Source organism: Streptomyces sp. NPDC008317 (genome assembly GCF_042955955.1).
Lineage (GTDB): Bacteria > Actinomycetota > Actinomycetes > Streptomycetales > Streptomycetaceae > Actinacidiphila.
Genome location: NZ_JBIBFQ010000002.1, coordinates 787,037 through 808,533 on the forward strand (window position 1 = coordinate 787,037; position 21,497 = coordinate 808,533).

Annotated in this window: 18 protein-coding genes; 6 read left to right on the top strand and 12 right to left on the bottom strand. The window is 72.8% G+C overall.

The window, feature by feature from the left end; translation table 11 throughout:
• Positions 1 to 375: 375 nt before the first annotated feature.
• The 11 genes from ACFY9V_RS08510 to ACFY9V_RS08560 all read right to left on the bottom strand — a co-directional run bounded on the left by ACFY9V_RS08510 (position 376) and on the right by ACFY9V_RS08560 (position 13,614).
• Positions 376 to 1,836: an aldehyde dehydrogenase family protein gene (locus tag ACFY9V_RS08510; protein ID WP_391160239.1), complete on the bottom strand. Its 1,461-nt coding sequence runs from the start codon at positions 1,834 to 1,836 to the stop codon at positions 376 to 378.
• A gap of 183 nt (positions 1,837 to 2,019) precedes the next feature.
• Entirely contained in the window at positions 2,020 to 3,051 is a 1,032-nt protein-coding gene (locus tag ACFY9V_RS08515; RefSeq protein ID WP_391160240.1) for a cyclase family protein, read from the bottom strand.
• Complete coding sequence (locus tag ACFY9V_RS08520) at positions 3,048 to 4,079, bottom strand: alcohol dehydrogenase catalytic domain-containing protein (RefSeq protein WP_355344599.1); 1,032 nt, start codon at positions 4,077 to 4,079, stop codon at positions 3,048 to 3,050. Before ACFY9V_RS08520 ends, ACFY9V_RS08515 begins: the two co-directional genes overlap by 4 nt.
• Positions 4,079 to 4,966 carry a shikimate dehydrogenase family protein gene (locus ACFY9V_RS08525; RefSeq protein WP_391160242.1) on the bottom strand — a complete coding sequence of 296 codons (888 nt, stop codon included), beginning with the start codon at positions 4,964 to 4,966 and terminating at the stop codon, positions 4,079 to 4,081. Before ACFY9V_RS08525 ends, ACFY9V_RS08520 begins: the two co-directional genes overlap by 1 nt.
• On the bottom strand, positions 4,963 to 6,420 hold the full coding sequence (locus ACFY9V_RS08530; RefSeq protein ID WP_391160244.1) for an FGGY family carbohydrate kinase: 1,458 nt from the start codon (positions 6,418 to 6,420) through the stop codon (positions 4,963 to 4,965). Before ACFY9V_RS08530 ends, ACFY9V_RS08525 begins: the two co-directional genes overlap by 4 nt.
• Before the next feature lie 89 nt (positions 6,421 to 6,509).
• Positions 6,510 to 7,454 (bottom strand): 2-deoxy-5-keto-D-gluconate 6-phosphate aldolase domain-containing protein, encoded by a 945-nt coding sequence (locus ACFY9V_RS08535; RefSeq protein WP_391160245.1) that lies wholly within the window; start codon positions 7,452 to 7,454, stop codon positions 6,510 to 6,512.
• Between the two features lie 50 nt (positions 7,455 to 7,504).
• A complete protein-coding gene (locus tag ACFY9V_RS08540; protein WP_391160247.1) occupies positions 7,505 to 8,590 on the bottom strand; it encodes an ABC transporter permease in 1,086 nt (361 codons plus the stop codon).
• Positions 8,587 to 10,161: an ATP-binding cassette domain-containing protein gene (locus ACFY9V_RS08545; protein ID WP_391160251.1), complete on the bottom strand. Its 1,575-nt coding sequence runs from the start codon at positions 10,159 to 10,161 to the stop codon at positions 8,587 to 8,589. Before ACFY9V_RS08545 ends, ACFY9V_RS08540 begins: the two co-directional genes overlap by 4 nt.
• A complete protein-coding gene (locus ACFY9V_RS08550; protein WP_391160253.1) occupies positions 10,158 to 11,342 on the bottom strand; it encodes a substrate-binding domain-containing protein in 1,185 nt (394 codons plus the stop codon). Before ACFY9V_RS08550 ends, ACFY9V_RS08545 begins: the two co-directional genes overlap by 4 nt.
• Before the next feature lie 59 nt (positions 11,343 to 11,401).
• Complete coding sequence (locus ACFY9V_RS08555) at positions 11,402 to 12,196, bottom strand: DeoR family transcriptional regulator (RefSeq protein WP_391047450.1); 795 nt, start codon at positions 12,194 to 12,196, stop codon at positions 11,402 to 11,404.
• 359 nt (positions 12,197 to 12,555) lie between these two features.
• A complete protein-coding gene (locus tag ACFY9V_RS08560) occupies positions 12,556 to 13,614 on the bottom strand; it encodes a helix-turn-helix domain-containing protein (protein ID WP_391160254.1) in 1,059 nt (352 codons plus the stop codon).
• Between the two features lie 125 nt (positions 13,615 to 13,739).
• Here ACFY9V_RS08560 and ACFY9V_RS08565 point away from each other — a divergent pair, with 125 nt between their 5' ends.
• From ACFY9V_RS08565 to ACFY9V_RS08575, 3 genes are all read left to right on the top strand, one after another.
• Positions 13,740 to 15,218 carry an MFS transporter gene (locus tag ACFY9V_RS08565; protein WP_391160256.1) on the top strand — a complete coding sequence of 493 codons (1,479 nt, stop codon included), beginning with the start codon at positions 13,740 to 13,742 and terminating at the stop codon, positions 15,216 to 15,218.
• A gap of 213 nt (positions 15,219 to 15,431) precedes the next feature.
• On the top strand, positions 15,432 to 16,433 hold the full coding sequence (locus ACFY9V_RS08570) for an aldo/keto reductase (protein ID WP_391047457.1): 1,002 nt from the start codon (positions 15,432 to 15,434) through the stop codon (positions 16,431 to 16,433).
• A gap of 106 nt (positions 16,434 to 16,539) precedes the next feature.
• Entirely contained in the window at positions 16,540 to 17,124 is a 585-nt protein-coding gene (locus ACFY9V_RS08575) for a TetR family transcriptional regulator (protein WP_391160258.1), read from the top strand.
• Between the two features lie 76 nt (positions 17,125 to 17,200).
• Here ACFY9V_RS08575 and ACFY9V_RS08580 read toward each other — a convergent pair whose 3' ends face one another.
• The gene (locus ACFY9V_RS08580; protein WP_355344566.1) at positions 17,201 to 18,583 is read right to left on the bottom strand and encodes a glycine--tRNA ligase; all 1,383 of its coding nucleotides are present in this window, start codon (positions 18,581 to 18,583) and stop codon (positions 17,201 to 17,203) included.
• 172 nt (positions 18,584 to 18,755) lie between these two features.
• Between ACFY9V_RS08580 and ACFY9V_RS08585 the strand changes: the two genes are divergently transcribed.
• From ACFY9V_RS08585 to ACFY9V_RS08595, 3 genes are read left to right on the top strand one after another with little or no spacing between them, the layout of a single operon-like run.
• Positions 18,756 to 19,745 (top strand): metal ABC transporter solute-binding protein, Zn/Mn family, encoded by a 990-nt coding sequence (locus ACFY9V_RS08585; RefSeq protein ID WP_391160260.1) that lies wholly within the window; start codon positions 18,756 to 18,758, stop codon positions 19,743 to 19,745.
• 14 nt (positions 19,746 to 19,759) lie between these two features.
• Positions 19,760 to 20,569 carry an ATP-binding cassette domain-containing protein gene (locus ACFY9V_RS08590; protein ID WP_391160262.1) on the top strand — a complete coding sequence of 270 codons (810 nt, stop codon included), beginning with the start codon at positions 19,760 to 19,762 and terminating at the stop codon, positions 20,567 to 20,569.
• Positions 20,569 to 21,468: a metal ABC transporter permease gene (locus ACFY9V_RS08595; protein ID WP_355344557.1), complete on the top strand. Its 900-nt coding sequence runs from the start codon at positions 20,569 to 20,571 to the stop codon at positions 21,466 to 21,468. Before ACFY9V_RS08590 ends, ACFY9V_RS08595 begins: the two co-directional genes overlap by 1 nt.
• The last annotated feature ends 29 nt before the right edge of the window (positions 21,469 to 21,497 follow it).

The following is a 21,497-nucleotide window of genomic DNA, read 5'->3' on the forward strand; positions in this document are numbered from 1 at the left end:
CGGCGCCACCCGCTGCCCCGGCACGCGGCGGAGTCCCGGTCGGCGGCGAGGTGCCCGCGCCGGTCGTCGGGCGGGCCGTCCTCGTAGTAGACCGCCTCGGCCGGGCAGACCGGCTCCCACGCGCCGCGGTCCACCCGCTCGTCCGAGTGGATGTACGGCGCCCGCGCGCCGTCGCCTGCGCGGTCGGCCGGGCGTTTTCGCCGGTGCGCGCCGTGTCGGGCGCGGCGGCGCACGCGCGTCCGGTCACTCGTCGGCCAGGTCACTCGTCGGCCAGGACATTGGGCCGACCGGCCGCTCCCCCCTTGGTGCGGCCGGTCGGCCTCCCCCGGGCCCGCGGACGTGGCGGCTTCCCCTCCGCGTCCGCCCGCGGGCCGGTCATGACGCGCTGCCGGGCGCTGACGCCTGGTACACGCTCTTGGTCCAGGTGAAGAAGTCCACGGCGGTCTGTCCCTGCTCGCGGTAGGTGTTGGTGGAGGAGTCGCCGACCCCGCCGAAGGGGACGTTCAGCTCGACCCCGCTGGTCGGCCGGTTCACCTTGATCACTCCGGCCCGCACCTCGGAGCTGAACCGGTGCACGGTGTCCAGGTCGTTGGTGACCACACCGGCCGTCAGGCCGAAGCGGGAGTCGTTGACCAGGTCGATGGCCTGGTCGAGGCCCGTGGCGTCGAGCACCGCGACCACCGGGCCGAAGACCTCCTCCTGGGCGACGGTGTCGGCGGGCCGCACGCCGGTCAGCACCGTGGGGCCGAGCAGCAGGCCGTCCGGGGCCGCGCCGCCGACCACGGTCCTGGCCCCCTCGGCCAGGGCCTTGTCCACGTAGCCCAGATCGGTGGCGAGTTGGGCGCCGCTGACCACAGGGCCCATCCGTACGCCGTCGGTCAGTCCGTCGCCGGGCCGGTAGGCCGCGGCCTCCTCCCGCAGGGCGTCGAGGAAGGCGTCCTTGACGCCCGGCAGGCAGATCACCCGGCTGGTCGCGGTGCACGCCTGGCCGGTGAGGCCGAAGCCGCCCGCCGCGACGATGCGCGCGGCCACCGCGGCGTCGGCGTCGTCGCAGACCACGACGGCGTTCTTGCCGCCGAGTTCGAGCTGCACCCGGATGCGGCGCGGCGCGGCGGCGGTGTAGATGCCCGCGCCGACGCCCACCGAGCCGGTGAAGGTGACCGCGTCGATCCGCGGCGACGCGACGAGTTGGGCGCCGATCCGGGCGCCGGAGCCGGTCAGCAGGGTGAACACCCCGTCGGGCAGGCCGGCTTCCTGGAGCACCCGGGCCAGGTGCCAGGCGCCCGCGGGGGCTATCTGGGCGGGTTTGAGCACCACCGCGTTGCCGCTGACCAGGGCGGGCGCGGACTTCCAGGCGGGGATGGCGATCGGGAAGTTCCAGGGGGTGATGACCGCGACCGCGCCCAGCGGTTCGCGTCGGCTGTAGACCAGGTCGGTGCCCGCGGCCGAGGGGTACGTCGTGCCGCCGATCCGCCAGCCCTCGCTGCCGTGGAAGCGCAGGATGTCGGCGGCCCGCGCGACCTCGCCGCGCGCCTCCGCGAGGGTCTTGCCCTCCTCGCGGGTGATGTCCCGGGCGGCCTCGTCCGCGCGGTCGTCGAGGAGCGCGGCGGCCCGCTCCAGAATCCGGCCGCGGGCGGGGGCCGGGGTGCGTCCCCAGTCGCGGGCGGCGGCGTGGGCGGCGTCCAGCGCGCGCTCCACGGTGGCGGCGTCGAGGTCCGCGCTGAGGCTGACCCGCTGACCGGGGACGGCCGGATTGTCCCGTACCGCCGTCGGGGCGCCGGTCCATCGCCCGCCCACCAGGGACTGAATCTCCAGGACGTCCATGCTGTCGGTCATCTCCTGTGGTTCTCAAGGCCGTTGGGGCCGTCGGAAGTCGTCGGTGGCATCGAATCGTCGGTGGCGGCGGGCCCTCGGTGGTGTCGGGTCCTCGGTGGCGCCCGATCGTCGGCGGCGTAGGGTCCTCGGTGGCCCCGGTGGCCCCGGCGCCGTCAGCTCCTTCGGGTCGTACGGGTCCCCGCGTCACTTCAGCGCGAGGGCGTTGGCGGTGGAGCCCGCCGCGCCGGTGAGGTGGAGCGGGGCCGCGGTGAACAGCCCCTCGTGGACGCCGTCCTGGGCGCAGTCCTCTGCCAGGGCGGCGAGGTCGAACAACTCGCCCACCGCGAGGCCCAGTTCGGCGATCAGCGTGTGGTGCAGGAAGGTCTCGGGCCCGCTCATGTCGAACGGCATGGCCTCCACCGCGGGGCAGTCGGCCGCGACCGCGGACAGCTCCAGGCCGCGCAGCCACCGTCTGGTCTCCTGATCGACGGCCAGGCCCGGCGAGGCGAAGAAGCCCTCCGCCGCCAGCGCCTCGCGCGCCGCCCGGTCCAGCCCCTCGTACCAGCGCGTCCAGCCGAAGTGCAGCAACAGGACGTCGCCGGGCCGCGGTTGGGTGCCCTGCGCGGCGAGCGCGGCCGTCACGTCGGCCGCGGTGTAGGCGACCCGGCGGGAGCAGTCGCCGCCGTGCCGCCCATGTCCGACCAGGTCGGCCAGGACGAAGCGGCCCGCGATGCCGCGCCGCGCCCAGTGCTCGATGCCCAGCGGCCCCGCCGCCGCCGCGATGTCGGCGGCCCGGTGGCCGCCGTAATAGGTGCCGTCGGGGCCGCGCACGTGCGCCAGCCCGTCCCACTGCGAGGACCCCTGCGGGTAGAAGGAGTCGAGGCGGTCGTCGAAGCCGTTGCCGAGGTCGATACGGGTGTGCGTGTGGCGGCCCCTGCCGAGGATCGGCGGGTCGGGCAGGGCCAGGTCCCAGTTGAGCGAGAAGACCCGGCCCCGGGTCACCAGCGCGGCGGCCTCCCTGACCCGCTCGGGCGTCTGCCGCGCCACGGCGCCCAGTTCGCCGACGACGGCCTCGGCGGTGCCGGTGGTGCCGGTGGTGCCAGTGAGGGCCGACGCACCGGAAGCCGAGTCGTGCACGGCCGACGTACCGGAAACCCCGGCCGTCGAAGCCGAGGCCGCACCGGATGTCCCGTCCTCCCGGCCCCCGTCGGGCTCCTCGCCCCGCGTGCCGGTCATGACGCGTCCACCGAGATCATGGCCTTCATGGCCACCCTGCCCGCCGCCGCGTCGGCCAGCGCCTTCGGCCCCTCCTCCAGCGCGTAGTGGTCGGAGACCAGGTCGTCGACCTCGACCGCGCCGCTGGAGACCAGCTCGATGGCGCGCGGCCAGGTGTGGGCGTAGCGGTGGACGGTGGTGAGGGTGAGTTCGCGGTAGCGGATCAGGGTGGACGACAGCGTGATCGTCGGCGCGGCGGGCACTCCGACCAGTACGGCCCGGCCGCGCGGCCGCAGCCGTGTCATCCCGTCGTCCAGCGCGGTGGGCGCGCCCGAGCACTCCAGGTAGCAGTCGAGGTCGGCGGCCACGTCCTGGAAGGCGGTGCCGGGGTCGGCGCCTACGTGAGCGGTCTCCACGCCGGGCGTGGAGTGCGCGAGCCGGGCCAGTCGGCGCTCGTCGACGTCCGCGACGATCACCCGGCCCGCCTTCTCGGCCAGGGCCACCCGCGCCACCAGGGTGCCGATCGGGCCCGCGCCCGCGATGAGCACCTGCTCGCCGGGGAGTACGGCGGCCCGGCCGACGGCCCATACGGCCACCGACAGCGGTTCGAGCAGGGCCGCCCGCGTGGCGGTCATCGCGGCGGGGACGGCGTGCACCGCGCGGCGCGGCAGCACCACCCGCTCGCGCGCCAGCCCGGCGTGCGGCGGCATCCCGAGGAAGCGCATCCGCGCGCACAGGTTGTACGTACCGGCCAGGCACTCGCGGCACCGGCCGCACCAGAGACCGGGCTCGACGGCGACCAGGTCGCCGGGGGCGAGGTCGGTCACCCGGTCACCGGTCTCCAGGACGGTGCCGGACGCCTCGTGGCCGAGCACGTGCGGCCCGGTGAGCCGGAAGGCGCCGATCCGCCCGTGCGCGTAGAAGTGGGTGTCCGAGCCGCAGAGGCCGACCCGCGCGACCGCGACGCGTACGTCGTCGGCGCCGAGCGCTTCCTCGTCGGTCTCGCCGAGCGCCGCGTCATGGGCGCCCCGCAGGGTGAGAGCACGCATCACGCCACCTCCGCGGCATCGCTCGCGTGCGCGAGCGGATCGGTGAGGTCCGGCGGATCGGGTTCGCCGGAGGGTTCGAGGGTCGGTTCGAGGCCGAGGAAGTCCGCGGTCGGCCCGAGTTGGTGGAGGAGCATGTGGACGCCGGGCACGACCGTGCATCCCGCGCGCCGCGCGTGGTCGAGCAGCCGGGTCCTGGCGGGCTTCATGATGATGTCGCTGACGGCCGTGGCGGGGCTGAGCGCGGCGAGGTCGACGGGCAGCGGATCGGCGGCGCGCATGCCGACCGAGGTGGTGTTGACCAGGACGTCGACGTCGGCGACGGAGTCCCGCTCGCGCACCTCGCAGCGCACGGCCGGGTAGTGGCGGCCGACCTGCTCGGCCAGGGCGACGGCGCGGGCGGTGGTCCGGTTGCGGACGGCCAGGTGCGAGACGCCCGCGGCGGCCAGCGCCATGGCGACGGCGCGCGCGCTGCCGCCCGCGCCGAGCAGCAGCACCCGCGCGCCCTCCAGCCGCACCCCGTGCGCGCGCAGCCCCGCGACCAGGCCGGGGCCGTCGTACTGCCCGCCGAGCAGCCGCCCGTCGGGCAGCCTGCGGATGACGTTGCTCGCCCCGGCCCTGACGGCGTCCTCGGTGAGGTCGTCGAGCAGCCCGGCGATGTGCTCCTTGTGCGGCATGGTGACCCCGATGCCCGCCAGGTTCTTCCAGGCGCGCGCCGCGGCGACCGCCTGCGCCAGATCCTCGACCCCGACCTGGTATGGCACCACGGCCGCGTCGATGCCGCGCTGGCGGAAGAAGCGGTTCATCACCTCGGGCGTGCGCACATGGGCCACCGGGTCGGCGAAGTGCGCGTAGATCCGGGTGTGCCCGGTGATGGGGTGGGACGTCATGATGCGGTGAACTCCGTCCAGTCGTCGATCCAGGTGCCGAGGTCGGGGATGAGTCCGCAGGCCAGCGCCGCCATCCGGGCGGCGCCGCAGGCGCCGGCCTCGGCGCCGACGGGCAGCCGGACCGAGCCGAGCACGCGGGCGCGGACGGCCCTGATGTAGCCGGACGTGTACCAGCCGCCCGCGGCGATCAGCGCGTTGCCGGGGCCGCCGAGCGCGTCGAGCAGGCCGATCGCGTCGCGGCAGCGCCAGGAGGTCAGTTCGACCAGTACGGCCCACGCCTCGGCGTCCGGCAGTCCGTGGAGGGCGGCCACCACGGCGGCCGGGTCGAGCGGGGCCATCGGCCGGGCCGCGCTGCCGAGGGTGACGGCGAATTCGGCCGCGCGGCCGGTCGCGGGCAGGCGGGCCGCGGCCCTGCCGAGCGCGTCGACGTCGGCGAGGGTCCGTTCGGCGCCGAGCCGGTCGTCGAGCAGGGCGCGCAGCAGGCGTCCGGTGCCGAGGACGCCGAAGAGGTAGTCGCGGCCGGGGACGATGTGCGGGCCGCGCTCGAATCCGGCGGCCACCGCCCGGGTCAGCGGGCCGGGGTCCTTGGCGGCGGGCCGGGAGCGGATCAGCGCCTCCCCGGTGCCGAGGCTGTCGAAGCAGTCGTCGGGGTGTACGGCCCCGGCGCCGATCGCGCCCGCCAGGTGGTCGTGGCCCGCGACGGTGACGACCGCGCCGCCGACCAGCGGCAGACCGGCCCGCGCGGTGCCGGTGGGCGACCCGGCGGGCAGCAGTTCCGGCATCGCGGCGGGGTCGAGCCCCGCCCGGTCCACGCCGTGCTTCCACCACTCGCGGGCGGTGACGTCCATGAAGCCGCTGCGCGCGGCGAGCGACCACTCGGCGGTGGCCCGGCCGCCCGCCCAATGGGCGGCCCACTCCGGTACGTTCAGCCAGCTCACGGCCTTGCCGGTCGGGCCGGACCTCGTACCGGAAGCGGTGGACGTAACCGTCCGGGGCCCGGCGGACGACGCCGACCGTCCGTCCAGTCGGGGCAGCAGCCAGGCCACCTTGACGGCCGAGGCGCGGGTGGTGGGCCGCAGGCCGGTGGTGGCGGTGAAGCCGTCGCCCTGTTCGGCGAGGAGAGCGGCCAGTTCGTCCGCCCCGCTGGTGTCGAACCAGGCCACGGCCGGTGCGACGGGTGTGCCGTCGGCGGCGAGCGCGTACCCCGCCTCGGCCATGCCCGCGAAGCCGACGGCGAGCGCGTGGCGGCCGGGCAGGCGGTCGGCGAGCTGCCGGAAGAGGCCGTCCAGCGCGCCGGACAGGTCCTCGTGCCCGAGCACCGTCGTCCCGGCGGCGAGCCGCCACGGGGTGTCGGCCCTGACCACCGCCAGCTCGTGGCCGCGCTCGTCGGTGGCGCACACCTTCACCGTGGTGGTGCCGATGTCCACGCCGACGACGCATGCCGTCCTTGCCATCACAGCCTCCTCAGCCGAAGATCCGGAATCCGCCGCTTTGTCCTGTCTACCGGTCGCGCGCCCGTCCGTACGGCCACGGCACGGTCCGGTCAGCGCGCCGCGCTCGGCATGTCCTCTCCGAGGGAGTACGCGGTGACCAGCCGTCGCAGCCGGCCGGCGATCGAGGCGACCACCTGCTCCTCGTCGAGGTCCCCGCGGAGATAGCCGTCGAAGGCGTCGATCCACAGGCTGCGGCCGATGGCGAAGCCGATGTAGCCGTCCACCCCGCGGATCTGCCGCACCCACTCCTCGACCGCGTCCATGTCCGCGCCGCCGCCGAGCAGCACCAGGGAGGTCGGGTACGGCGCCCCGGCCCGGCAGTGGCCGGCGACCACCGCGTAGTCGGCCTCGGCGGCCAGCGGCTCCAGCTTCCACACGTGCGGCCACACGCCCGCGTCCTGGTACTCCGAGACCGTCCGCAGCAGCAGTTCCGTGTGGTGCGCGCGCTGCCAGCGCTCCTTGTCGCCGCCTTCCGCGGCGAGTTGCGCGTCGGTCGGCGGGACCAGCATCTCCAGCATGAAGGGCCGCCGGTTGGCCTGGCACCAGTCGAGCACCTGGCGGGCGCGGGCGGTCTGCCGGGCCCTGCGCCCGGCGGGCAGTTCGGGGTTGTGCACGATGAGCGCCTTGACCATGTCCGGGCCGAGCGCGTCCAGGCGGGCGGCGAAGTCGTCGCCGCCGGTGAGGACGAACTCGCCGGTGTTGATGTCGAAGACCGAGGACCGGCTCTCCTCGACGGGCAGCACCAAACAGCAACCGGCCTCCCGTACGCGGGGGATGGTCCGTTCGCCGTACTCCTCGTCTATCAGCACCCCGAGGTTGGCCGGGTCGGTGCCGCCTTCGGCGATCGTGCGGACCAGCGCGTCGAAGGCCAGGTCCTTCACCCGGCCGAACGCCTCCCGGCGTTCGGCGGCCGGCACCGCGTCACCGAACAGCCCGCGCATCACCGCCCGGTGGTCCATGGCCAGGACCAGGAGCGGATGGGGGACGTCAGTCATCGTGTGTCCTTTCGAGAGGGGGTGGGGCAGCGGCCGACCGGACGGGCGGGTCATGCCGGACCCCGGCGTTCACCGGTCCTGCGGCGGGCGACGAAGCGCGCGGCGAGGACGGCGACCAGCAGGGCGAGGCCGTTGAAGAGCGGCTGCACCCAGAACGGGACGCCGAGCAGGCTCAAGCCGTTGAAACCGACGGCGAGCAGCAGGATCGCGACGATCACACCGGGCACGTTGTAGAAGCCCGGTCGGTAGGTGGTGACGCCCAGGAACGCGGCGGCGTAGGCGGGCAGCAGCAGGTCGGGGCCGAGACTGGGGGTCACGGAACCGGCCTGGCCGAGCTGGAGCACGGCGGCCAGCGAGACCAGCCCGCCGACGCAGCCGAAGGCGAGGATCTTGTACCGGCCGGTGCGCACACCGGCCAGGAACGCCACGCGCTCGGAGCCGCCGATCGCGTACAGCCGGGCGCCGACCGGGGTGTGCTGGAGCAGGTAGAAGCAGATGACGGCCACGATCGCGACGATCCACACCGCCCAGGCGACCTGCACCGCGTAGCCGCGGCCGAGGGTCTTGGCCAGGCCGGGAACGGTGGTGAGGATGGCGCCGTTGCTGAGCATCAGGGTCATCGCGGAGAGCACGATTCCCATGCCCAGGGTCGCGATGAACGAGTTGATGCCGAACACCACGTTGAGCACACCGTTCCAGGCACCGGCCACCGCCCCGCAGCCGGCCATCGCGAGGAACACCGCGGTCACCGGCCAGCCCTGGCCGGTCAGATAGGCGCCGAGCATCGCGCAGAAGCCGAGCAGATAGCCGACCGACAGGTCGAACTCGCCGACGATCAGCGGGAAGAGCACCGCCAGCGTCATCAGCGCGATCACGGACTGGCTGACCAGCAGCGAGGTCCAGTTCTGCCGGGTGGCGAAGTTGGGGGTGGCCATGCTGAACACCACGATCAGCACCACCAGCAGCACGATCTGGGCGTAGCGCTGGATGAGGGCTTCGCCGATCGTACGCAGGAGGCCGGCGCCGTGGGACCGCCCGGCGGCCGGTTGCCGGTCGGCGGCCGGTTGCCGGTCGGCGGTCACGGCGCCCCCGGTCAGCGCGTCGGGCTTCGCTGTGTCGAGATCTTCTCTGCTCATCTCGGACCGTCCTCCTGTGGACTCGCCACGATCCTGGCCAGCTTGACGGGGTTGTCGGGGACGGGGATCTCCTGCGCCCCGGCGCCGGGGCGCAGCACCACCATCCGGTCGCAGTACGCGGTGAGCTGCTCGAACTCCGAGGAGAACAGGACCGCGCCCATGCCCTGGTCCACGCGTTTCCTGACCGCTTCGAACATCAGGAGCCGTGCGCCCGGGTCGACGCCGTTGGTCGGTTCGTCGAGCACCAGGACCTTCGGGTCGGTCGACAGCCACTTGCCGAGCAGCACCTTCTGCTGGTTGCCGCCGCTGAGGCTGCCGAGGGAGGCGGAGGGGTCGCGCGGCCGTACGTCGAGTTCGCGGATCACCCGGCCGATCGCCTCGCGCAGCGCCGACCCGCGGTGCCAGAAGCGGCGCAGCGAGGGGAGCGCGATGTTGTCGGCGACGCTCAGGACGGCGACGCCGCCGTGCGAGAGCCGGTCCCTGGGCAGCAGCGCCACGCCCTGCCTGCGGGCGGTGGAAGCGGTCCAGGCGCGGGTGGGTTCGAACCCCCGCAAGCGGACGGTGCCCGAGCGGGGCGGCACGCCGCCCGCGAGGAGATACGGCAGTTCGTCCACGCCGGAGTCGGGCAGGCCGGTGACGCCGACGATCTCGCCCGCGCGGATGTCGAGGTCCAGCGGGTCGAGCCGGTGGCCGGTCAGCCCGCGGATCTCCATCAGAGTCCGGTCCGCGCCGTCCACGGGCGGCGCCCCCGCGCCGTACGCCTCGCGGGAGCCGGGGGCGGCGGGCTCCTTGCGGTGCCCGGCCCCGGCCGCCTGCTCGGCGGCCAGCCGCTGCTCAGGGAGCATGTACTCGATGATCCGGGCCGCGCTGACCTCGGCGGACGGTCCCTCGTACTGCGTACGGCCGGCCGCCAGCACGGTGAGGCGGTCGGCGTACTGGGTGATCTCGCCGATCCGGTGGGTGACCATGAGGACCGCCGTGCCCCGGTCGGCGAGCCTGCGGACCAGGCCGAGGACCTGTTCCGCGTCGTCCTGCCGCAGCGAGGCGGTGACCTCGTCGAGGATGAGGATGCGGCTGCCCTGTCCGGTGGCGACGGCGAGGGACACCATCGCCCGTTCGGCGGGGCCGAGTTCGGCGCAGGTGGTACGGGCGTCGACCGGCACCTCGTGCTCGTCGAGCAGCCGCTGCGCGCGCCGTACCAGCGCCCGGTGGCTGAGCCCGAGGGCGGGGACGCCCTCGAAGCCGCCGAGCAGCGCGACGCAGTCCGCGACCCTGAGCGTGTCGACCAGCGGCGCCTCCTGGTGGACGACGCCGACGCCCGCCGCGCGGGAGTCCATCGGCGACGACCACTCCTGCGGGGCGCCGTCCACCAGCAGGTGGCCGCTGTCCGGGCCGAACACCCCGCTCATGATCTTGATCAGGGTGGACTTGCCCGAGCCGTTCGCCCCGGCCAGCGCGTGCACCGCGCCGGGGACCAGGCCGAGTGAGACGTCCCACAGGGCCTGGGTGGCACCGAAGGTCTTGCACAGCGAGCGCGCCGCCATGACCTCATCGGTTGCCCGGGTGGTCACTTCGTGCCCCAGAGCTTGTGGTACTCGGCGGCGACGTCGAACGGCAGCTTCCACTGGTCGTTGTTGCCGATCATGTTGTCCTTGGTGAGCAGGACCGTGATGGCGCCCTCGTTGGCCGGTTCGACGGCGGGCTGCTTCTGCACCGTGCGGATCATCTGGTCGACGGTCGCGTAGCCGTACAGCGAGGGGATCTCGATGACGGTCGCGCCCTGGATGTCGCCCTCGCGGATGAACTGCCGGTTGATCGGGTCGCCGACCGCGCTGACCAGCTTGACCTTGGCGCCGAGACCGGCCTGCCTGATCGCGTTGACCTCCGCCGCGGCGGCGGCGTCGAAGCCGGTGTAGACGTAGGTGGCGTTCGCGTGCTGCTGGAGGGTCGAGACGGTACGGGTGCCCAGGGCGCCCGAGGCGATCTCGTCGGTGGTGAAGTTGACCGGCTTGAGCACCTTGCACGCCGCGCACTTCTTCATCTCGGCGACGAAGGCGTTGTACGTGACCGTGTTGGACAGGTACTCGCTGGTGATGACCGGCTGGACCACGGCGGTGCCCTTGGAGTCGGCGATCACCCAGTCCGCCTGCATCCGGCCGTTGGCGCCGTAGTCGGGTGCCACGTCGAGGTCGAAGTCGATCTGGCCGGGCTCCAGTTCGGGCTTGGGGTTGGGGGAGCCGGTGCCGTTGTTCATCGAGATCACCGGAATCCCGGCCTTCTTGGCTGCCTCCAGGCCCTGCTGGACGAGCTTGGAGTCGATGGAGACCGTGGCGATCACATCGGCCCGGTTGGAGACGGCGTTGAGGATCATGTTGTTCTGGGTACGGGCGTTGGACTGGCCGTCGTAGATCGTGGGCTTCCAGCCGAGGGTCTTCACGATGCCCTTGACCGCTTCGGCGGGGGTGTTGCAGCCGCCGATGGCGACACCGCACGGGATGATCGCGACCTTGATGTTCTTGGGCACGGTGACCGGCTTGTCGGTCGGTCCCGCGAAGGACTCGGGACCCTTCTGCGCGGCCCGCACCGCGGTGACGAACTGGCTGACGTCCTGGCTCTGCCCGGAGTCGGCCGCGCCGCTGTCACCGCCGGAGCCGTCGTTGGAGGGCGCGCACGCGGTGGCGAGCCCGAGCCCGATGCACGCGGCAGCGATGACCGCTGCCCTCGCCCTTGACGTGAGGACTGTGGAAGGCATACCTCGCTCCTTTGCGGTGGTACACGTCGCCGTGGCGGCGGTGTCTGCGGGATCGCTTGTCATGGGATCGGAACCACTTCGATCGCCAGCCCGGAGGACTCCAGGGCCCGCAGCAGTTCCGGTGGGGCGTCGGCGTCGGTGATCAGGAGATCGGGCTGGGAGGTGTCGGCGAACCGGGCGAAGTGGTCCTTGCCGATCTTGCTGCTGTCGCAGAGGACGACGGTCCGCTTGGCGGCGCGGATCATCGCCTCCTTGACCGCGGCCTCGGCCGGGTCGGGGGTGGAGAAGCCGTGCCGGGGCGAGACCCCGTAGGTGCCGATGAAGGCGACGTCGACGTGGACGCGCGCGATGGCGCCGAGCGCGGGGGCGTCGACCTCGGCCAGGGTGTTGGCCCGGACGCGGCCGCCGAGGGTGTGGACGCTGAGTCCTTGCTTGCCCGCGAGCGCGATCGCCGCCTGGAGGCTGTTGGTCATGACGACCAGCGAGGGACCGCCGGGAAATATCTCGGCCATCCGGCCGGTGGTGGTCCCGGCGTCGATGATCACCGCGCCCTCGTCGGGCATGTGCTTGACCGCGGCGTGGGCGATCAGGTCCTTCGCCACCGCCATCAGCCGCCTGCGCGATTGGAGGTCGGGGACGAGGTGCTCACGGTCGAGGAGGATCGCTCCGCCGTGCACACGCTGGACGAGACCGCGGCGCTCCAGCAGCACCAGATCGCGGCGGATCGTCTCCGACGTCACCTCCAGCCGGTCGGCCGCGGCGACGACTTCGAGCCGCCCGTTGGCCTTGAGCTGGTCGAGCAGCGCTCGCCGACGTTCCTCCGCGAAGTGCGCGGATGTGCCGTTAACGCTCATCGCGGGCCCTTCCGTGCCAACCTCACTTTTGCTTCGTGTGGAATTCATACCTGTATCCACGCAATGCCACAAGAGGCTGCGCGAGGAAGAGTGTCCGAATGAGACATTCCGTGGCCGATGAGCGACCAAGTGTGACCACAGAGTGACGAGTTGATCACCTGGAGGAGCGTGAAGCGGGCATTCCCTCCCATAGGCTCCCTATGGAAACGCCACACCCATCATGGGTCTGTGTGGATATTCCAAATCCGCAGACGCGACCGGCCCCCCGTGCCGAGGAGGCACGGGGGGCCGGAGGGGGTCCGGAAGGGGGGCCGGAAAGCGGGTCCGCCGGCGGCCGGAAGCCGGGGTTCGCTCGCGGATCAGCCCGCGATCGGCTGCCGCTCCTGCGCGGAGACCAGCGCGTGCAGCCGGTTGAGCCGCTCGCGGGTGAGGTCGTCGGCCGGGGTGTACGTGGTCAGGCGGGGGCCCTGCTGCGGGCCGAGCCACAGGTGGGTGAAGTCGAAGGAGAGCAGGCCGACTTCGGGGTTCAGATAGCGCTTGATGTGGCCGTCGGGCTGGAGCACCTCGTGCCGTTCCCACATCTCGCGGAAGTCGGGCGAGCTCTGCTGGAGCCGCTTGAGCAGCTCGCGCCAGGCGGGCTCCGCCAGGTGCTGGGCCATCGAGACGCGGAATTTGGCGGCCATCAGCCGGATGCTCTCCTCGCGGTCGACCATCCGTTCGCGCCACAGCGGGTCGGTGAACGACAGCCACATGACGTTGCGGTCCTCGACGGGCAGCGCGTCCAGGTCGCTGACCAGCCTGCCGTAGGTGCGGTTGTACGCGATCACGTCGTACCGGCTGTTGACGACCGCGGCGGGCAGCGGCGCGAGCTGGTCGACCATGGCGAGCAGCGCGGGTGACATGCCGGGGCATTCCAGGTGCGGGTGCGGGTCGGCGGTCCCGGCGAGGGTGAACAGGTGCTTGCGCTCGTTGTGGTCGAGCATCAGGGCGCGCGCGATGGCGTCGGCGACCTGCCCGGAGACCTGGATCTCCCGCGCCTGCTCCAGCCACGTGTACCAGGTGACCCCGACGGCGGCGAGCTGTGCGACCTCCTCGCGGCGCAGTCCGGGCGTCCGGCGCCGACGGCCGGGCGGCAGCCCGACCTGGTCCGGCGAGATCCGCTCCCGGCGGCTGCGCAGAAAGGACGCCAGCTCCTGGCGGCGGCTCTCCGCGGCGGCGGCCTCGGGCACATCGGCCCCGGAGACGTCCAGCGAGACGTTCCCCTGACCCAGCGGGGCGGCGGCCGAGTCCGGCGACACGGTCCCCGTCCCCGCGGGAACGGAGACCGAATCCGGGGAAACGGCGCCCGAATCCGGGGCGACAGCGCCCGCGCCCGGGGTCACGGTGCTCGGCGGGAAAGCGCTGGCGTCTGCGGTCATATTCCCAGAGTGCCCGATCCGGCAGCCGGTTGCCAGGTGGTCCGTATACCTGGATAAACGCTCTCTGGTACCACCCTGAGAACGGGTCCAGTGTGGACCACGTGACCGACCGAATGGAACCCACCATGACCTCCCGGGCTCAGGTGCTCCCCCGCGTGACCCGCATCGGGGCGCCCGCCCGGAACTCTTCCGTCCCCACCCGCTCGCACTCCCCCGCCCCGGCCCCCGGCCTGAGCTCCCTCGGCCTGCTGACCGTGCTGCTCGGCGCGGCGCTGCCGATGGTGGACTTCTTCATCGTCAACGTGGCCCTGCCCACCATCGACCGCGACCTGCACGCCGGACCCGCGGTCCTGGAGATGGTCGTCGCGGGCTACGGCGTCGCCTACGCGGTGCTGCTCGTGCTCGGCGGGCGGCTCGGCGACATGTTCGGCCGCCGCAATCTCTTCCTGTGGGGCCTCGGCCTGTTCGCCGTCACCTCGCTGGCCTGCGGCGTCGCCCCCTCCGCCTGGACCCTGGTGGCGGCCCGCGTCGCCCAGGGCGCCGCCTCCGCCCTGCTGCTGCCGCAGGCGCTGGCCACCATCCAGTCCGCGACGTCGGGCGGCGCCCGCGGCAAGGCGCTGAGCTACTACGGCGCGACCGCGGGCATCGCCAGCGTCGTCGGCCAGGTGCTCGGCGGTGTGCTGGTCTCCGCGGACATCGCGGGCAGCGGCTGGCGGGCGATCTTCCTGGTCAACGTGCCGGTGGCGGCCGTCGCGCTGGCGCTGGCGCTGAAGTCGGTGCCGGAGACGCGGTCCGCGCACCCGGCCCGTATCGACAAGCCCGGCACCGCACTGCTCGCGGTCACGCTGATCACCCTGCTGCTGCCGCTCACCGAGGGCCGGGCGGCCGGCTGGCCGCTGTGGTCGTGGGTGCTGCTCGCGGTCTTCCCGCTCGCCGCGGCGGCCTTCGTGGCGGTCGAGCGGCGCGGTGAGCGCGACGGCGGCAATCCGCTGATCCCGCCGTCGCTGCTGCGCGTCCACAGCGTGCGCAGCGGTCTGCTGCTCATCGTGCCCTTCTGCCTCGGCTTCGGCGGCTTCATGTTCGTCGTGGCGGTGGCCATGCAGGACGGGCTGCGCTTCGGGGCGCTGGAGGCGGGGGCCGCGCTGGCCCCGCTGTGCGCCGCCTTCTTCGCCGCCTCGCTGCTCGGTCCGCGGATGGTGGCCCGCTTCGGCCGCCGTGTGGTGACCGCGGGCTCGCTGGTCCAGGGCGTCGGCCTGGTGGCGCTGGCCGCGACCTTCCACTACGGCGGCACGGGGCTGAGCATCGCGGAGCTGGCGCCGAGCATGGCCGTGATCGGCTTCGGCCAGGGCTTCGTCCTGCCGGTGGTGCTCCGGATCGTGCTCAGCGAGGTGCCGGCCGCGCAGGCCGGGGTCGGCAGCGGCGCGATGGCGACCACCCAGCAGTCCAGCCTCGCGCTGGGCGTGGCCACTCTCGGCACGCTGTTCCTGACCCTGTCCGGTTCGATCGGCGTACGGGACGCCCTGGTCTGGGCGCTGGTCGCGCAGCTCGCGGCGGTGGTCGCGACGGTCGCGCTGAGCACCCGGCTGCCGCGCAGAATCGTCTAGCGGCGGGCACCCCGGCCCTAACCGGCCCCCGCCCCGAACCGGCCCCGGCCCGCACCCCCGAGAGGACCGGCCCACCGCCCCGGGCCGAGGACGGCCCCCAGGGGCACGGCCGCACGACATATGGACTGACAGATGTTGATATCTGTCAGTCCACATGTGACGGTGGGAACGCACACCCGTCCCGCCGACGACCCCCGAAGGGGACCCCCACCGATGCGCACCCGCACCCTCGGCACCACAGGACCCGTCGTCTCCGCCCTCGGCCTCGGCTGCATGGGCATGTCCGGCGCGTACGGCGCCTCCGACGACGCCGAGTCCGTCGCCACCATCCACGCCGCGCTGGACGCGGGCGTGACCCTGCTCGACACCGGCGACTTCTACGGCATGGGCCTGAACGAACTGCTGATCCGCGACGCCCTGCGGGCCCGCCCCGGCAGCCGCGACCAGGCCGTCATCAGCGTCAAATTCGGCGCGCTGCGCGATGTCGAGGGCGGCTTCGGCGGCTACGACGGCCGCCCGGTCGCGATCCGCAACTTCCTCGCGTACTCCCTGAACCGGCTCGGCACCGACCACATCGACATCTACCGGATCGCCCGCGTCGACCCGGACGTGCCGATCGAGGAGACCGTCGGCGCGATCGCCGAGCTGGTCCAGGCCGGGCACGTCCGGCACATCGGGCTGTCCGAGGTCGGCGCGGAGACGCTGCGCAGGGCCGCCTCCGTCGCCCCGATCGCCGACCTCCAGATCGAGTACAGCCTCTTCTCGCGCGGCATCGAGGACCGGATCCTGCCCACCGCCCGCGATCTCGGCATCGGCGTGACGGCGTACGGCGTGCTCTCGCGCGGGCTGCTCAGCGGCCACTGGACCCGGGGCAGCGGCACGGAGGCGGGCGACTTCCGCAGCTACAACCCGCGCTTTTCCGGGGAGAATCTGGAGCGCAACCTCGGCCTGGTCGAGGCGCTGCGCGAGGTCGCGGACGGCAAGGGCGTCACGGTCGCGCAGGCCGCCATCGCCTGGGTGCTGTCCCGCGGCGACGACATCGTGCCGCTGATCGGCGCCCGCCGCAGGGACCGGCTCACCGAGGCGCTCTCCGCGCTCGACCTGACGCTGGACGCCGCGGACATCGCCGACATCGAGCGGGCCGTCCCGGCCGCGGAGGTCGCGGGCACCCGCTACGACCCCCGGCAGATGACCCATCTGGACAGCGAGCGCTGAGCCGGCGGCGCCCTGCCGCACACTGGACGGCGACGGCCCCGGCGATCTCGGCGGCCGTCGCCGTCGCAGAAGCCGTGTCCCGACCCGCCGAAAGGCCGCCTCTCCCATGCCGCCGGAGCCCCTGACCCGTGACCGCGTCCTCGAAGCCACCGAGGACGTGCTGCGCCGCTACGGCCCCGCGAAGGCCACGGTGGTCGATGTGGCGCGGGCGCTCGGGGTCAGCCACGGCAGCGTCTACCGGCACTTCCGCAGCAAGGCGGAGCTGCGCGAGGCGGTCACCCAGAAGTGGCTGGCCGAGGCGCACGCGGCGCTCGCGGACATCGCCGCGGAGGACGGGCCGGCGCCCGAGCGGCTGCCGCGCTGGCTCGCCGAACTCTTCGCGGCCAAGCGGCGCAAGGCCGGGCTCGACCCGGAACTCTTCGCGACCTTCCAGGTGTTGGCGCGCGACAACAGCGGCGCCGTCAGCCGCCACGTGCAGGAGACGATCGGCCAGCTCGCCGGGATCGTCGCGGACGGCGTCAGGCGCGGTGAGTTCGCCCCCTGCGACCGGGCGGCCACCGCCCGCGCCGTCTGGGACGCCACCTGCCGCTTCCACGACCCGGCGCACGCGGCCGAGTGGACCCTGCCGGGCGTCGACGCCGAGTTCACGGCGGTGTGCGAGCTGGTGCTGCGCGGCCTGTGCGCGGACTGACGCACGGGACGACGAGGGCGGGGCCGCGCGATCCGGTCCGTCCGGCTCGCGCGGCCCCGCCCGTGTGCAACCGGCGTCAGCAGCCCAGCAGTCGGCTGCCCAGGTAGGTCTCCACCTGGTCGAGCGACACGCGCTCCTGCTTCATCGTGTCGCGCTCGCGGACCGTCACCGCGTTGTCCTCGAGCGTGTCGAAGTCGACGGTCACGCAGAACGGCGTGCCGATCTCGTCCTGGCGGCGGTAGCGGCGGCCGATGGCGCCCGCGTCGTCGAACTCGATGTTCCAGTTGGCGCGCAGGGCGGTGGCCAGGCCCTTGGCCTTCGGGGACAGCTCGGGGTTGCGGGAGAGCGGCAGGACGGCGACCTTGACCGGCGCGAGGCGCGGGTCGAGCCGCATCACGGTGCGCTTCTCCATGACGCCCTTGGCGTTGGGCGCCTCGTCCTCGTTGTACGCGTCGAGCATGAAGGCCAGCATCGCGCGGTTGACACCCGCCGCGGGCTCGATGACGTACGGGAACCAGCGCTCGCCCGCCTCCTGGTCGAAGTAGGAGAGGTCCTGGCCGGACGCCTTGGAGTGCGAGGAGAGGTCGTAGTCGGTGCGGTTGGCGACGCCCTCCAGCTCACTGAACTCCTGGCCGCCGAAGTTGAAGCGGTACTCGATGTCGGCGGTGCGCTTGGAGTAGTGGGAGAGCTTCTCCTTGGGGTGGTCGAACCACCGGATGTTCTCCTCCCGGATGCCCAGGCCCGTGTACCAGTTCCAGCGCTCCTGCATCCAGTACTCGTGCCACTTCTCGTCCTCGCCGGGCTTGACGAAGAACTCCATCTCCATCTGCTCGAACTCGCGGGTGCGGAAGATGAAGTTGCCCGGCGTGATCTCGTTGCGGAACGACTTGCCCATCTGGGCGATGCCGAACGGCGGCTTCTTGCGCGAAGTGGTCTGCACCTGGGCGAAGTTGGTGAAGATGCCCTGCGCGGTCTCGGGCCGCAGGTACGCCACCGAGCCCGCGTCCTGGGTCGGGCCGAGGTGGGTCTGGAGCATGCCGGAGAACTGCTTGGGCTCGGTGAAGGCGCCCTTGGTGCCGCAGTGCGGGCAGTTGATGTCGGCGAGGCCGTTGGCCGGGGGCTTGCCGTGCTTGGCCTCGTACGCCTCCTCCAGGTGGTCCGCGCGGTAGCGCTTGTGACAGGAGGTGCACTCGGTGAGCGGGTCGGAGAACGTGGCGACGTGGCCGGAGGCCACCCAGACCTCGGGGGCGAGGATCACCGACGAGTCGATTCCCACCACGTCCTCACGGGAGGTCACCATGGCGCGCCACCACTGGCGCTTGATGTTCTCCTTCAGCTCGACGCCCAGCGGCCCGTAGTCCCAGGCGGCCTTGGAGCCGCCGTAGATCTCACTGCTCGGGAAAACGAAGCCACGGCGCTTGCTCAGGCTGACGATGGTGTCGATCTTGTCGGCGGCCACGGTGCTCTCTTCAGTACGACGAAGCGGTCAGTTGCCTCAGATTACCGGCGGGTGCGGTCCCCTTATCAAATCCGTTCCGGAACCCGGCTCCAGGAACCCGGCCGGGAGCGGATCGCGGACCCCGCCCTACGGATATTGACAATCGTTTCCACATCAGATGAAAATGACAGTCATGAACATCCATCGCCGCCCGATATCCGCCGTCTCCGTCGCCGCCGCGGCCGTGCTCGGCCTGCTGGCAGTGTCGGCCTGCTCCGGTGCCGACGCCTCCGAGAACACCTCGGGTGACTCCAAGAGCGGCGGAAAGCTCAAGGTCACGGCCGCTTTCTACCCGCTGGAGTACCTGGCGGCGCAGATCGGCGCCGACCATGTCGCGGTGACCGACCTCACCAAGCCGGGCGTGGAGCCGCACGACCTGGAGCTGACACCGAAGGAGACCGGCAGGCTCGGCCAGTCCGATGTGATCGTCTACCTCAAGGGCCTCCAGCCCGCCGTGGACGACGCCGTGAAGCTCTCCGGCGTCAAGCACAAGGTCGACGCCGCGTCGCTGACCACCCTGGAGTCCCACGGCACCGAGGTGGACGGCACGCACCACACGACCGGCGACAACGGCACCGGCGGCGGCAGCGAGGAAGGCGCGGGCGCCGACCCGCACATCTGGCTGGACCCGGTGAAGTACGCCGAGGTCGCCAAGGGCGTCGGCAAGGCGCTGGAGCAGGCCGACCCGGCGAACGCGGCGGCGTACGGCAAGAACACCGACGCGCTGGTCGCCCGGCTCACCGCCCTGGACACCGCATTCCGCGACGGCCTGAAGAACCGCGCCTCCGACACCTTCGTCACCACGCACGCCGCCTTCGGCTACCTCGCCGAGCGGTACGGGCTGGTCGAGGAGGCCATCAACGGCATCGACCCGGAGAGCGAGCCCAGCGCGGCGCGGGTCAAGGCGCTGCACGACCTGGTGAAGAGCAAGCACGTGTCGACCGTCTTCTTCGAGACGCTGGTCAGCGACGCCACCGCGAAGACCCTCGCGGGCGACCTGAGGCTGCGCACCGACGTCCTCGACCCGATCGAGGGCATCACCGACAAGTCCAAGGGCACCGACTACTTCCAGGTGCAGCGGAGCAATCTGACGGCCCTGCGCGCGGCGCTCGGCGCGAAGTGACGGAGGTCACCGCCATGGACCAGCAAGCCGTCGAAGCGGCCGGGGACACCGGCGCGGTCACGGACCCGGTCATCGCGCTCAGCGGCGCCACCGCCACCCTCGGCGCTCGCCCCGTACTGCGCGGCATCGACCTGACCGTCGGGCGCGGCGAGGTCGTGGCGCTCCTCGGCGCCAACGGCTCGGGCAAGTCCACGGCGGTGCGCGCGGTCATCGGCCAGGTGCCGCTGACCGGCGGCTCGCTGGAGCTGTTCGGTACGCCGCTGCGCCGCTTCCGGCAGTGGGCGCGTATCGGGTACGTGCCGCAGCGCACCACGGCGGCCGGCGGCGTGCCCGCGACCGTACGCGAGGTGGTCTCGGCCGGGCGGCTGGCCCGTACCCGGCTGCGGCCGATGCGCCGCGCCGACCGGGCGGCCGTGGACCGGGCCATCGCCGTCGTCGACCTCACCGACCGCGCGGGCGACTCCGTGGACGCGCTCTCCGGCGGCCAGCACCAGCGGGTGCTGATCGCCCGCGCGCTGGCCGGGGAGCCGGACCTGCTCATCATGGACGAGCCGATGGCGGGCGTGGACCTCGACAGCCAGCGCATCCTCGCGGCGACCCTGCGCGCCCAGGTCGCGGCGGGCACCACCGTCCTGCTGGTCCTGCACGAACTGGGGCCGCTGGAACCGCTGATCGACCGCGCGGTCGTGCTGCGCGACGGCTGCGTGACGTACGAGGGCGCGCCGCCGCGGGCACTGGGACAGCACGCCCTGCCGGGCCACGACCACGTACACCCGCACGCGGACGCCTCGGCCGCGCCGGTCAGGACGGGACTGCTGAGCTGATGGAATTCCTCGACTACGCCTTCATGCAACGGGCCCTGATCGCCGCCGCGCTGGTCGGCCTCACCGCGCCGGCCATCGGGATCTACCTCGTGCAGCGACGGCAGGCCCTGATGGGCGACGGTATCGGCCATGTCGCGCTGACCGGCGTCGGCCTCGGCTTCCTCCTCCAGTCCAACCCGGTCTGGATGGCCACCGCCGTCTCGGTGGCGGGCGCCGTCGCGATGGAGCTGATCCGCTGGTACGGCAAGACGCGCGGCGACATCGCGCTGGCCATGCTCTTCTACGGCGGCATGGCGGGCGGTGTGATGCTGACCAGCCTCGCGCCGAACGGCTCCAACGCCAACCTGGAGACGTACCTGTTCGGTTCGATCACCACCGTCTCGCCGTCCGACATCACCACGATGTGCCTGCTGGCGGGCTTCGTCATGCTGGTGACCGTGGGTCTGCGGCGGCAGCTCTTCGCGGTGTCGCAGGACGAGGAGTTCGCGCGGGTCACCGGGCTGCCGGTGCGGCTGCTGAATCTGCTGGTCGCGGTCACGGCCGCGCTCACCGTCACGGTCGCGATGCGCGTGGTCGGGCTGCTGCTGGTCAGCGCGCTGATGGTGATCCCCGTCGCGGCGGCGCAGCAGGTCACCCGCAGTTTCCTGGTCACCTTCGTCAGCGCGGTGGCCATCGGCGTCACCGTGACACTGTCCGGCACCGTCACCTCGTACTACGTGGACGTGCCGTCCGGTGCGACGATCGTCCTGATCACCATCGGGCTCTTCATCGTGCTCACCGCGCTCGCCACTCCGCTGGCCAGGAAACGCGCCAGGCGGGCCGCGGCGGAGCGGGAACGGTGCACTCTGGAGGTGGAGGTGCCCGCCGCCCGCGGCGCCGCCGACGAGGTACCCGCCTGAACGGAACGGCCTGGCACAATGGGCCGTCC

Excerpts from the sequence above, each read along its gene's own strand:
- ACFY9V_RS08565 (WP_391160256.1), top strand. The coding sequence starts at position 13,740 with ATGACCTCCCGGGCTCAGGTGCTCCCCCGCGTGACCCGCATCGGGGCG.
- ACFY9V_RS08555 (WP_391047450.1), bottom strand. The coding sequence starts at position 12,196 with ATGAGCGTTAACGGCACATCCGCGCACTTCGCGGAGGAACGTCGGCGA.
- ACFY9V_RS08520 (WP_355344599.1), bottom strand. The coding sequence starts at position 4,079 with ATGCGTGCTCTCACCCTGCGGGGCGCCCATGACGCGGCGCTCGGCGAG.
- ACFY9V_RS08550 (WP_391160253.1), bottom strand. The coding sequence starts at position 11,342 with ATGCCTTCCACAGTCCTCACGTCAAGGGCGAGGGCAGCGGTCATCGCT.
- ACFY9V_RS08575 (WP_391160258.1), top strand. The coding sequence starts at position 16,540 with ATGCCGCCGGAGCCCCTGACCCGTGACCGCGTCCTCGAAGCCACCGAG.
- ACFY9V_RS08515 (WP_391160240.1), bottom strand. The coding sequence starts at position 3,051 with ATGACCGGCACGCGGGGCGAGGAGCCCGACGGGGGCCGGGAGGACGGG.
- ACFY9V_RS08585 (WP_391160260.1), top strand. The coding sequence starts at position 18,756 with ATGAACATCCATCGCCGCCCGATATCCGCCGTCTCCGTCGCCGCCGCG.
- ACFY9V_RS08525 (WP_391160242.1), bottom strand. The coding sequence starts at position 4,966 with ATGACGTCCCACCCCATCACCGGGCACACCCGGATCTACGCGCACTTC.
- ACFY9V_RS08535 (WP_391160245.1), bottom strand. The coding sequence starts at position 7,454 with ATGACTGACGTCCCCCATCCGCTCCTGGTCCTGGCCATGGACCACCGG.
- ACFY9V_RS08595 (WP_355344557.1), top strand. The coding sequence starts at position 20,569 with ATGGAATTCCTCGACTACGCCTTCATGCAACGGGCCCTGATCGCCGCC.
- ACFY9V_RS08540 (WP_391160247.1), bottom strand. The coding sequence starts at position 8,590 with ATGAGCAGAGAAGATCTCGACACAGCGAAGCCCGACGCGCTGACCGGG.
- ACFY9V_RS08530 (WP_391160244.1), bottom strand. The coding sequence starts at position 6,420 with ATGGCAAGGACGGCATGCGTCGTCGGCGTGGACATCGGCACCACCACG.
- ACFY9V_RS08590 (WP_391160262.1), top strand. The coding sequence starts at position 19,760 with ATGGACCAGCAAGCCGTCGAAGCGGCCGGGGACACCGGCGCGGTCACG.
- ACFY9V_RS08570 (WP_391047457.1), top strand. The coding sequence starts at position 15,432 with ATGCGCACCCGCACCCTCGGCACCACAGGACCCGTCGTCTCCGCCCTC.
- ACFY9V_RS08560 (WP_391160254.1), bottom strand. The coding sequence starts at position 13,614 with ATGACCGCAGACGCCAGCGCTTTCCCGCCGAGCACCGTGACCCCGGGC.
- ACFY9V_RS08510 (WP_391160239.1), bottom strand. The coding sequence starts at position 1,836 with ATGACCGACAGCATGGACGTCCTGGAGATTCAGTCCCTGGTGGGCGGG.